At 71.3% G+C, this 11482-nt stretch carries 10 protein-coding genes and 1 pseudogene; 1 reads left to right on the plus strand and 10 read right to left on the minus strand.

Annotation, left to right across the window (positions count from 1 at the left end; genetic code table 11):
- Window positions 1–9: 9 nt before the first annotated feature.
- From G3I78_RS27800 to G3I78_RS27820, 5 genes are all read right to left on the minus strand, one after another.
- Window positions 10–828 carry a carbohydrate ABC transporter permease gene (locus tag G3I78_RS27800; RefSeq protein WP_164429336.1) on the minus strand — a complete coding sequence of 273 codons (819 nt, stop codon included), beginning with the start codon at window positions 826–828 and terminating at the stop codon, window positions 10–12.
- A complete protein-coding gene (locus G3I78_RS27805) occupies window positions 825–1766 on the minus strand; it encodes a sugar ABC transporter permease (protein ID WP_164429338.1) in 942 nt (313 codons plus the stop codon). The genes G3I78_RS27800 and G3I78_RS27805 overlap by 4 nt, the downstream gene beginning before the upstream one ends.
- 11 nt (window positions 1767–1777) lie before the next feature.
- Window positions 1778–3115: an ABC transporter substrate-binding protein gene (locus G3I78_RS27810; protein ID WP_164429340.1), complete on the minus strand. Its 1338-nt coding sequence runs from the start codon at window positions 3113–3115 to the stop codon at window positions 1778–1780.
- A 116-nt stretch (window positions 3116–3231) separates the two neighbouring features.
- The gene (locus tag G3I78_RS27815; protein WP_239158077.1) at window positions 3232–4278 is read right to left on the minus strand and encodes a LacI family DNA-binding transcriptional regulator; all 1047 of its coding nucleotides are present in this window, start codon (window positions 4276–4278) and stop codon (window positions 3232–3234) included.
- 121 nt (window positions 4279–4399) lie between these two features.
- Window positions 4400–5251: a hypothetical protein gene (locus tag G3I78_RS27820; protein ID WP_203615592.1), complete on the minus strand. Its 852-nt coding sequence runs from the start codon at window positions 5249–5251 to the stop codon at window positions 4400–4402.
- An 823-nt stretch (window positions 5252–6074) separates the two neighbouring features.
- On the opposite strand from G3I78_RS27820, the gene G3I78_RS27825 reads away from it, so the two are divergent.
- A complete protein-coding gene (locus G3I78_RS27825; protein ID WP_164429342.1) occupies window positions 6075–6755 on the plus strand; it encodes a response regulator transcription factor in 681 nt (226 codons plus the stop codon).
- 126 nt (window positions 6756–6881) lie between these two features.
- On the opposite strand, the gene G3I78_RS27830 is transcribed toward G3I78_RS27825, so the two are convergent.
- From G3I78_RS27830 to G3I78_RS27850, 5 genes and pseudogenes are all read right to left on the minus strand, one after another.
- A complete protein-coding gene (locus tag G3I78_RS27830) occupies window positions 6882–7988 on the minus strand; it encodes an FAD-dependent oxidoreductase (protein WP_164429344.1) in 1107 nt (368 codons plus the stop codon).
- 135 nt (window positions 7989–8123) lie between these two features.
- Window positions 8124–8539: pseudogene (locus G3I78_RS27835) on the minus strand (DUF3224 domain-containing protein).
- 47 nt (window positions 8540–8586) lie between these two features.
- Complete coding sequence (locus G3I78_RS27840) at window positions 8587–9501, minus strand: YceI family protein (RefSeq protein WP_164429346.1); 915 nt, start codon at window positions 9499–9501, stop codon at window positions 8587–8589.
- A 43-nt stretch (window positions 9502–9544) separates the two neighbouring features.
- Window positions 9545–10612 carry a maleylacetate reductase gene (locus tag G3I78_RS27845; RefSeq protein WP_164429348.1) on the minus strand — a complete coding sequence of 356 codons (1068 nt, stop codon included), beginning with the start codon at window positions 10610–10612 and terminating at the stop codon, window positions 9545–9547.
- Entirely contained in the window at window positions 10609–11478 is an 870-nt protein-coding gene (locus G3I78_RS27850; protein WP_164429350.1) for an intradiol ring-cleavage dioxygenase, read from the minus strand. Before G3I78_RS27850 ends, G3I78_RS27845 begins: the two co-directional genes overlap by 4 nt.
- Window positions 11479–11482: the final 4 nt, after the last annotated feature.

The following is an 11482-nucleotide window of genomic DNA, read 5'->3' on the forward strand; positions in this document are numbered from 1 at the left end:
GTGGTTGAGTCAGCCTTTGACGGCGCCGGTGGACAGCCCCTCCAGGAGCTGCTTGCGCAACAGGACGAAGAGGGCGACCGCGGGCACCACGGCGATGACGGCTCCGGCGAGCACGAGGTCGTACTGCCGTTGCTCGGAGACGAAGAGGGTCTGGAGGCCCAGTGGCAGGGTGTACTGGGAGCTGTCGGAGACCAGCACCAGCGGCCACAGGAAGCTGTTGTAGCTCTGGAGGAACTGCCAGACGGCGAGCGCGCCGAGGGAGGGCCGCAGCAGGGGCAGCACGATGGTGCGGAAGATGCCGAACTCACTGGCCCCGTCGATGCGGGCGGCCTCCAGGACGGAGTCCGGGACGGACTGCACGATGTACTGCTGCATCATGAAGATCCCGAACGCGGGCGCCACCCACGGCACGATCAGCGCGAACCACGGGCTGCCGAGGCCGGACTTGACGAGGATCACGAACAGCGGGACCAGGATGACCGCGAACGGGATCGACAGCGAGCTGAACATCACCCCGAACAGCAGCCGTTTCCCGGCGAAGCGGAACTTGGCGAAGCCGTAGCCCGCCAGGGCGCAGACGAACACCGAGACCGTGGTGGCGACGAGGGCGACGACCGTGCTCATCAGGAACCAGCGCCAGAACGGCTGCCCGGAGAACAGGCGTTGGTAGTTGTCGAGCGTGAACGGGTCGGGGATCAGCCGGGGCGGGTAGGCGAAGATGTCGCCGCGCGGCTTGAACGAACCGCTGAGCGCCCAGAGCAGCGGGGCGAGGAAGGCGAGGAGCAGCAGGACGAGCGTGCCGTACAGGGGTATGCGGGTGCGCATCATGCGGACGCCCTCCCGATGCCGAGGAGCCGGTTGAAGAGCTGGCTGAGGCCGAAGACCAGGACGAACAGCACGACGGCTGCGGCTGCCGCGTAGCCGAACTGCTGGCGCTGGAAGGCCGCCCGGTAGATGAACATCGTGACGGAGAGCGTCGATTCGGCCGGTCCGCCGCCGGTCAGCAGGTAAGGCTCCTCGAAGATCTGGGCCGCGCCGATGAAGGAGGTGACAACGACGAACGCCGTCACCGGCTTCAGCGCCGGCAGGGTGACGGTGGTGAAGGTGCGCAGACGTCCGGCGCCGTCGAGGGCGGCGGCCTCGTACAACTCCTTCGGCACGTTCTGGAGTCCGGCGAGGAAGAACACCGTGAGGTAGCCGGTCCAGCGCCACAGCATCACCACCGCGATGCTCACCTTGGCGAGGCTCGGATCGCCGAGCCAGTCGACTCCGCCGGTCCCGAACAGGGCCCGCAGGACGGAGTTGATCAGGCCGAACTGCCGGTCGAAGAGCAGGCCGAAGATGAGGGCGACGAGGATCGGCGAGACCACGATCGGCACGAAGTAGGCGGTGCGCCACAGGTCACGGGCGCGCAGGCCACGGGTGTTGAGGGCCTGCGCGATCAGCAGGGCGAGCGGGACGACGACACAGACGGCGACGAGCACGAAGACGCCGGTGTTGCCGAGCGCCCGGTGGAAGCTGATGTCGGTGAGCAGGTTGCGGTAGTTGCGCAGGCCGACCCAGTGCGGGGCGCCGAGACCGACCCACTCGGTGAGGCTGAGCCACAGCGAGACGGCGATCGGGATCAGCATGAACAGGACGTAGAGGAGATAGAAGGGCGAGATGAAGAGGTACGGCGCCCAGGAGCCGCGGGGGCGCCGCGCGGTGCCGGGCTCGCCGGTGCGTTCGTCGGTGGTGCGGGCGTGGCCCGCGACGGCGGTGGTCACAGCAGGGCCTCCTAACGTCCGGCCTGGTCGCGGTAGTCGGCCGCGGTCTGCTTGAGCGCCTGGCGTGGGCTGACGTCACCGCGGTAGGCGCGCAGGAGGTTTCCGGCGAGGACGTCGAAGAGGATCGACTGGTCGGGGCTCTGGTGGAAGGCGAGGACGTCGGGCAGCAACGACCGGTACAGCCTGAAGAGTTGCTGGCCGCCGCAGAAGTCGTCCTTCGTGGCGTTGAGCGCCGGGTCCTCGTAGACCGAGCGGCGGGTGGGCAGATAGCCGGTCTCGGTGAAGCGGCGGACCTGGCCGTCATGGGTGAGCCAGGTGTTGAGGAGGAAGTCGACGGCCGCCCCGGTGTTGGCCTTGTCCTTGACGACGCCGAAGCCGGTGCCGCCGAGCGCCGCGGTCCCCCCGCCGCCCTTGGAGAACCGGGGCAGGTCACGGACCCGCCATCTCCCCTTCTGTTCGGGCACGTTGGGGACCAGGCCGTAGTTCTTGTACCAGATGGCCATGGGCAGTCCGACGACCTTGTCCGTCTTCAGGGCGGTCTGCATGGCCGCCCCGTAGTAGTCGGAGATGTCGATGACGAAGCCGGTGCGCAGTCCCTCGCACAGGAAGCGCAGGGTCTCCTCCGCCTCCGGCGAGTCGAGGGTCAGCTCTCCGTCGGCGTCGAAGAAGGCGCCGCCGCGCTGGTAGAGGAGCATCTGGAAGGACTGGACGACCTGGCCGGTGTCGCTGCCGATCGTGGAGACGACACAGAGGGAGGCGCCGTGGTCCTGGTGCACACGGGCGCCGAGTTCGGCGTACTCCTCCCAAGTGGCGGTGTCCGTGGGGAGGTTCCACTTGGAGAACAGGTCGTCGCGGTAGTAGTAGACGACCATCGGGGTGTCGGAGTCGAGCGCGTAGAGCCTGCCGTCCTTGCTGTAGGGGGCGAGGCGGGCGGGCAGCAGGTCGTCCTTGAGGCCGGGCACGGCGGCGATGTCGGCGGTGAGGTCGTGCAGCAGGCGCGGGGCGATGTCGCCGCGCAGCATGCGGGGGAAGCTGCCGATCTCGAAGCCGATCGTGTCGGGGGTGCCGCGCCCTGCGACGGCCTGGGCGAGGAGCTTGGTGACGAGGTCGGCCGGGCCCGCACGGGTGACGTCGAGGTGGTAGCGGAAGTCGGTGAGCCGGTCGGCCTCCGGGATGCCCTTGCGGAAGAAGTCCTCGTATCCGGGGTCGTGGGTCCACAGGGAGAGGGTGACGTCTCCGGAGGTGCGGGCGGTGGTGCCGGCGCCTCCGCAGGCGGTGAGGGCGGCGGCGGTGACCAGGGCGAGGGCTGTGCGCAGCAGGGCGCGGCGGGTCGGGGGTGCTGGGGACACACGTGACTCCTCACGTGGCGCGGCTACGAGGGGGCGGGTGCGGCCGTCCCGGGCGGCACTCGCGGGCAGGGCGGACCGGCCCGCGGCGAAGGTGCCCGGGCCGTCGCGCCGACGGTTCAGCGGAGGGGTGGTGCGGGTTCGCGTACCGGGCCGCTGGAGGCCCGTACGGTCAACTCGCCGGTGATGCCGTGGTGTTCGGTCGGTGCCGGGCCGCCTTCGATGAGGGCGATCAGTACCTCGACGGCCCGGTCGGCGACGGCGGTGAAGTCCTGGCGGACGGTGGTCAGGGGCGGGGAGAGATAGGCGGCCGCGGGGATGTCGTCGTAGCCGACGACGCTGATGTCGCCGGGGACGGACAGGCCGGCCTCGGCGAACGCCCGGAGCGCGCCGGTCGCCATGTCGTCGTTGGCGGCGAACACCGCCGTGACGTCGGAGAGTCGGGCGAGCTGGCGGCCGGCCGCGTACCCGGAGGCGGGACTCCAGTCGCCCTCGACCGGTAGCGGGGGTTCGGGGGCACCGGCCGCGGCGAGGGCCTCGCGCCAGCCGCGTGCACGGTCGCGGGCGGCCCACCAGTCGTGGGGTCCCGGGATGTGCCAGACCGTGCGGTGCCCCAGGGACAGCAGGTGTTCCGTGGCGGTGCGGGCGGCCGCGACCCCGTCGACGCCGACGACCGCGCTCGGCGCCTGGCCGGCGTCGACGCCCTCGCCGAGGCTGACGACCGGTACGTCCGCACTGAGCCGGAGCGGGGTGCCGTCGTCGATCGGCTCGGACAGCACGATCCCGTCCACGCCCTGTTCCAGCAGCGCCTCCACGGCGACCTGGACGGGCTGGCCCTCCAGGGTGCCGGCCAGGGCGAAGGAGTAGCCCGCCCGCTGCATGGCCCGTTCCAGGGCGAGGAGCAGGGTGGCGGGGCCGTAGAGCGCGCTGCCGAGGGAGACGACCCCGATCCGCCGGTACCGGCCCAGGAGCAGGGCGCGCGCCGCGTTGTTCGGGCGGTACCCCAGTTCCTCCACGGCCCGCAGGACGCGGTCGCGTACCTCCGGGCTGACGTGCGGCTCGCCGTTGACGACCCGTGACACGGTCTTCTGCGAGACCCCGGCGGCCCGGGCGACCTCGGTCATGCCGGGGCCGCGCCGGGGACGTCCGGTTCCGGGTGTCTTCATCTGGCCTCCTGTGGACTACGTAGTCATCTGACTCCTGGGTCTGGCCGCTGAGCTCGCTGACTACGTAGTCAGGAGAGTGACACCCTTCTCTGGACCACGTCAATGGTCCGTGCGTGATCGATCAGTAGCCGTAGCGGTTCTTGAGGTGGCGCCAGAAGTCGCGCAGCATCCACTTGTCGAACTCGGTGATCTGGGTCGCGCTGCCCGCCTTCATCAGGAAGCAGCACTGGCCGGTCGGGGTCCAGTCGTAGAAGTCGTCGAGGCCGAAGGTGTGCCCGACCTCGTGGAGATAGATGTGGATGTTCTCCTGGGCGAGGGCCCCGGTGAAGTACTCCTGGCCGACGCGCTGGCCCCAGTCACCGCCCGCGCCGCCCTGGAAGCCCTTGGTCAGCCAGAGCGACTGGTCGTAGTGGCGGGCCGCTCCGCCGGGGCACTTGGAGTAGTTGCCGTCCTGGTGGAAGAAGCGGCCGCAGTCGGGGGCGCACTGCGGGGCGCCGCCGGAGTCGAGGTTCCCGGCGTAGATGTCGACCGAGTTGTCGGTCCACTGGAGGGTGGAGCGGTTCTTGACCGCCCAGCCGACGATGTTGACGGGCACGGTGGTGTAGGGCCAGGCGTTGGTGCCGGTGCCGTTGTCGAGCATGGCCGACATCCATTTGCCGAACTGCTTCTTCACGGCCGCGTGCACCTGGTCCCGGAGGGCGGCGCTGACCGGGGCGTCGGACTCCCAGCGGACGCAGTAGTTGACGCTTCCCTTGTTGGCGACGACCTGGTCCCAGCCGTAGTTGCGGAAGCCGTACAGGTTGGGATAGGTCGACTCGACGTGGTTCCAGACCTCGCCCAGGGGCTGTACGAGCCCGGCGGGCGGGTTCCAGTTGTCCGCGGCCTGCGCCGGGGTCGCCGTGACGGCGGGCGCGGCACACACCGCGAGCAGGGCGGCGAGGACGGTCATGAGACGCACGATGCGAGTGCGCATGAAGTGAACTCCCTTCGTGGGGGCGGGATTTCACTCCTAGGTCGCCGCCGGTCGGGCCCGGGTTGCCCATCTTCGACGCACACGGCAGCGGTGTGCCGTCATGGGTGTGGGCGGGCGGTGAGCCCATATGCGGATCGGGGGTCACTACCGCTTGGCGGAGAGCGTCGGCCAGGACGGTACGGGGCGGGACGGGACGGGACGGGACGGGACGAGTGTGGCGAGCCCGTGGCGAGGTGCCTGAACGGCCGGTCGCCGTCGAGGAGTTGCATCCAGAGGGACCGGGCACGGACGCCGACGCGCGCACCCGCCGGGAGCGTGCGCTGCGCGAGGCGAGGGTCGGTGCGTGCATCGACCGTCCCGGGGTCGCCCTCGCGGGAGCGGACCATCGCCGAGCAGCGCCCGCCGGGCGTGAGCGAGACGGCCAGGGTCACTCTCGCACCGGCCCAGGCACTGCGCCGGGTCCACGAGGCCGGGGTGCCGCACCGGGACGTCGAGCCAGGCAACGTCCTGCTCGGCCCCGCCCGCCGGGTCGTCCTGACCGGCTTCGGGATCGCCGCCCTACAGGACACCCAGGGTCCGAGACCCCGGGTCGAGCCTCCGACTGGCGGTCGCTGGACGCCACCCTGCGCACGCCCCCGACCGGCCGCTCCCCCTCCTCACCCGCGACGACGACTCCCTACGAGTCGAAACCGAAGCGGAATGTGACCCACCCCACAATCGAAACGCTCACGTTTCGATTGCCCCGGAGTTACGCTGACCCCCACGAGAACGAAACCGTTTCGTTCAGCATATTGCCCGCTGGGCGAGGATGGAGCACGCCCCCATGACCACCGTCCTCATCGCCACCGACCAGGCGCTTCAGCGCGTCGGCCTCCGTATGCTCCTGTCGTCCCGGCCCGACCTGACCGTCGTCGGCGAGGCGGTCGGCGGGGCGGAGGCGGTCCGCCTCAGCGCCGCGCTCCGGCCGGACGTCGTGCTGCTCGACACCCGCACGACCGGCACCGACACCGCCGAGACCGTCCGCCGCATCACCCACACCCCCGACGGACCGCCCACCCCGCACGTCCTGCTCCTGACCACCGACTCCGACGGCTACCCCTACGGTGCCCTGCGCGCCGGAGCCGCCGGGCACCTCCCCGAGGACGCCACCCCCGACGAACTCGTCGCGGCGATCCGGGTCGTGGCCGCCGGTGACGTCGTCGTCTCGCCGGGGCTGACCCGGGCGCTCATCGACGCCGTCCGCAGCGAGCGCGGCACAACCGTCCCCGGGCCGGGCAACCGCCTCGACACCCTCACCGGGCGCGAGCGCGATGTGCTCAGCGCGGTCGCCACCGGTGACTCCAACGCCGAGATCGCCGACCGGCTGTCCATCGCGCCGACCACGGTCAAGTCCCATGTCAGCAACATACTCACCAAGATCGGCGCGCGCGGCCGGGTCCAGGCGGTGGTCTTCGCCTACGAGTCCGGCCTGGTCCGGCCCACCCAGCACGTGCTGCACGCCTGAGGGCCACGGCACAGGCGCTGGACACCGAGGGCCACGGCACACGTTCCGCACGCCTGGAGCCGACGGCCGGGCGCCCGGCCCGGCACACCCGAGTGCCCTGGCCGGGCGCCCGGCCGTCGGCTCCGGTCAGGCCGCGGTGTAGCCGAGCTGGCGCCTCATGTAGGGCGTCATGAGCGTCTTCGCCTTGGCCAGGGTCGTGGTGCGCCCGCCGAGCACCGCGGTCTCGCCGCCCGGCACCGGCAGCATGGTCACCCCGTCGGCCGGGCCGAAGGGCACGATCAGCGGGGTGCGGTGGACGGGCCGGTAGAAGCGCGGCTCCTTCCGGTGCCGGCCCGAACTGTTCAGATGGGCGCGGATGTTCCAGGCCGCGAGGTCCGCCTGGGCGAGCGCGGCCGGGGTGATCTTGTGCTCGGTGGCGTCGTTGACGTCGCCCACCGCGAAGACGTCCAGGTGGCCCTCGGCCCGCAGCGCGCGGTCGACCTTCACGTGCCCGGACGGGTTCAGCCAGTCGCCGTGTCCGGCCAGGCGCAGCCAGAGCGTGTTGGGGGTGGTGCCGGTGGCCCAGAAGGAGAGGTCGGCGGCGATGAGCCCGCCGTGGGCGTCGCGGTAGGTGCCGAAGTCGTTGCCCGGGGACATGAAGGAGTCGAGCCGTACCTCCACGTCATGGGCCTCCAGCCAGGCGAGCGCCTTGCGTCCGGCCCGTTCGCTGCCCGTGTTGCTCAGCAGCTTGGAGCCGGAGTGCGCGAGCGTGACCCGGGCCTCGGGCCGGGCCAGCCGGATCTCGGCACTGAGCTCGACCCCGGAGGGACCGCCGCCGACGACCAGGACATGGTCGGCGGAGGCGATCTTCGTCTGGTGCTCGTTGAAGGACTTCACCGCCTCCTCGGTGGTGGTGCCGGCGAAGCGGGCCGGTGCCGGGTAGTCGGCCCCGGTCGCTATCACCACCACGTCGTACGGCAGTCCGGTCCCGTCGGCCAGCACCACCCGGCGCTCGGCGGTGTCCACGGTGACCACCTTGCCGACGACGACCCGGCCGTGGCGCAGCAGCCGGTCGTAGGGGATGAAGGGGGTGACGGTCCACTCCCTGCGCACGCCCGCCCGGAGGGAGGAGATGCGGTGGAAGAAGACCTCCTTGCGGTCCACCAGGGTCACCCGGGCCGTCGGGTCCAGCCGCTTCGCCAGCCGGACGCCCGCATAGCCGCCGCCGATCACCACTACGTCGCCGTCACTCACGCCGAGTCTCCTGAAACCGTGGGGGGAGGGAGCGCCATGACGGACGAGCCGCTCCCCCGAGCACTCGGATGACGGCGAGCGTAACGCTTGAAACCTCAAGTGTCAGGCGGGTTCTGTGTGATTTTCGTGAAGTTGTCAGACACCTCCGCCCAGTTCGTAGTCGAACCAGATCCGATGGGTGCCGTCGGTGTCCACTCCGAGACCGCCGGTGCCGGTGATTCCGGCCAGGTCGCCGGTGCCGCTGGAGGGGACCACGGTGAAGAACTCGGCGGTGCGGTCGCTGCCGGTGGTGGTCGCCGAGTGCACGAAGTTGAAGGCGCCGGACCGGTCGTGCAGCGAGCCCTCGAAGGACTCCATGGCCACATAGGTCCGACGCCGCTCTCCTGGTCGTACGCGGCCGTGAACAAGGTCGCCGCACGGCCGGCGACCTCGCCCTCGAAGTGCTTCTCCATCGTCGCGACACCGACGGGCAGCCCGGTGGCCACGGCGGGCTCGGGCTTCAGCTCGGTCGGGACGAACGCCTTGACGCTGAAAGTTCCGTTGGCTCTCATGCGCCGAAGGTACCGACCGGGACTGACAACGGGCCGCCCGCGCGCCCCTACTCGGGCGGGGTCGGCGTGTCGTGCGTCCGGTACATCGCCTGCACGTCGAGCTCCAGCTGGACCGTGGGACCCACGACCGCGATGCCCCGGGCCAGCATGGAGCGCCAGTTCAGCGTGTAGTCCTCGCGGTGCAGCTCGGCCGTCGCCAGGGCCGCACAGCGCAGTTCCTCGCCGTAGCCGCCGTTCACCGTGCCCAGGTAGGTGGTGTCCAGGGCGACCGAGCGGCTGACGCCGTGCATGGTCAGGGAGCCCTGGAGGGTCCACTTGCTGCCGCCCCGGTAGGCGAAGCGGGTGCTGACGAAGTCGATGTGCGGGAACCGCTCGACGTCGAGGAAGTCACCGGAGCGCAGATGGTTGTCGCGGGTGGAGTTGCCGGTCGTGATGCTGGACGCGTCGATGCGGACCTGGACCCGGGTCTGGGACATGTCCTGCGCGACCTGGATGCCGCCCTCGAAGCGCTCGAAGCGGCCGTGCACATGGGCCATGCCGACGTGCTTGGCGATGAACCGGATCGCGGTGTGCGGCGGATCGAACAACCAGACGCCGGGCGTGGGCAGTTGGAGCGCGGCGGCCGGCTGGAGCCAGACCCGCTCGGCGGGCGCCACCGCGTCCGGGACGACCTCGACCGTCTCGCGGTGCGGCTGGAGCCCTTCGGCCGCGGCCAGCAGGCTGTAGCGGCCCGGAGGCAGTACGGCGAGGAAGAAACCGTAGGGATCGACCGTCCCGCGGGCCGCGACCCGGTGCGTGTCCAGCGCGGTGACGGTGACGTCCGCGCCCGCCAGCGGCGAGCCCATCGGGTCGACTATCTCGCGGGCCACGGCGCCCGCGCCGGGCGGGAGGGGGACGGAGAGGCCCGCAGCCCCGGCATGGGCAGCCTTGGACCGCCGGCGCCTGAGGAGTGCGAGGGCCATGATGTTCACCTTTCCTAGGGGACTTGCTGTGGTGCTGCGGTACTCACGGCCGGCGTCCTTCGTAGGCCGCCTGGAGCACCGCCCGTACCCCGTCCGCGGTCACGGGACGCGGGTTGGCGTACGGCTGTCCCGCCACCTGTTCGGCCGCCTCCGCCAAGTCGGTCTCCTTCAGACCGAGTTCGGCGAGCGAGCGCGGGGCGCCCAGGCGTCCGGCCAGGCCCCACAGGGCTTGTGACGGGTCGTCGGCATCGAGTGCCCGGCTCAGTGCGCTCAACGCGCCGGGAACGGCGGGGGCGTTGTACGCGAGGGCGTGGGGCAGCACGACGGTGTGGGTCTCGGCGTGCGGCAGTCCGAAGGTGCCGCCAAGGACGTGGCACAGCTTGTGGTGCAGGCCCATGGTGGTCGCCCCGAGGCACGCCCCGCACAGCCACGCGCCGTACAGGGCCCGGCCGCGCGCGTCGAGGTCCGCGGGTTCCGCGGCCAGCAGGGGCAGCGCCTGCGCCATCGCGCGTACGCCCTCCTCGGCCATCAGCGCGATCAGCGGTGAGGTGTCCGGGGCGTACAGCGCCTCGACCGCGTGGGCCAGGGCGTTGACGCCGCTGGTCACGGTGAGCGGGACGGGCAGGGAGAGGGTCAGCTCGGGGTCGTAGACGACACTGCGGGGCTGGACCTTCGGGTCGCGGCCGGTGCGCTTGACGCCGTTCTCGGTCAGGCCCCACACGGGGGTCATCTCGGAGCCCGAGTAGGTCGACGGCACGGCGATCAGCGGGAGTCCGGTGCGCAGGGCGATGGCCTTGCCGAGGCCGACGGAGGAGCCGCCGCCGACCGCGACGATCCCGTCGGCGACGGCGGCGTGGGCGACCGCCACCGCCCGCTCCGCGTCCTCGGCGGGGACATGCATACGAGCCTCGGCGTGCAGTCCCGCGCAGGAGTCGCCGAGCGCGTCCGCGACCTTCCGCGCGACGGCCTCGCCCCGGCTGCCGCAGACCACCAACAGCCGTCGCAGGCCCAGGTGTTCGGCCTCGCCCGGCGTCGCGGTGACGGCGGCGCCGGGCCGGAAGACGACCCGGCCGGGCCGGCTCTCGTAGGTGAAGTCGCCCTGGAACGTCATGCGTCGCGCTCCAGCACCAGGTCGAAGCGGGCGTGCCGGAACGGGTTCGGGACGCCGAACTCGGCGGCCAGGGACGGGTCGTCGGTGGCCGCGAAGTCCTGCACCAAGCTCTTCTTGACCGCGAAGACGGCGTCGGAGTCGAGGTAGTCGCTGCCCGCGACGAAGATGTGCGTGGTGACGGGGATGTGCCCTTCGGCACCGGCGATGAAGTGGATGTGCGCGGGCCGGTAGGGATGCCGGCCGGTCGCGCGGAGCAGGTCGCCGACCGGGCCGTCGGTGGGGATCGGGTAGGGCGCCGGGACGCAGGTGCGGAACCAGAAGCGGCCCTCGGTGTCGGCGGTGAACAGTCCGCGTCCGTTGCCCGCGGGCTGTGCGTCGGGCTGCTGGACGTCGTAGAAGCCCTGGTCGTCGGCCTGCCAGACGTCGAGGACGGCGCCGGGCAGCGGGGTGCCGTCGGCGGAGCGGACCCGGCCGCTGACCACACAGGGCTCGGTGCCGCCCACCAGGTCGATGTCGTCGCCGAGTTCACGCACGGGCGACTCGGTCATGTGGAAGGGGCCGAGCACGGTGGACTCGGTGGCGCCCTGCACCCGGTCGCCGTTGACCGTCTCGACCAGCATGGAGAGGCCGAGGACGTCCGAGAGGAGGATGAACTCCTGCCGGGTGTCGGTGCAGGTCTGCCCGGTGGCCGTGAGGAAGGCGATGGCCCGCTCCCACTCGTCCTGGGTGAGACGGGTCTCGCGCACGAAGTCGTGCAGATGGCCGATGAGTCCGGCGAGCAGCTCGCGCAGGCGTGGATCGGCGGTCGCGTGGAGGCTGGCGACGGCCTCCTCGGTGACGCTGGTTCCGATCGCGTCGGTGGTCATCCCG

The sequence above is a fragment of the Streptomyces sp. SID13726 genome, from assembly GCF_010548375.1.
Taxonomy (GTDB): domain Bacteria; phylum Actinomycetota; class Actinomycetes; order Streptomycetales; family Streptomycetaceae; genus Streptomyces.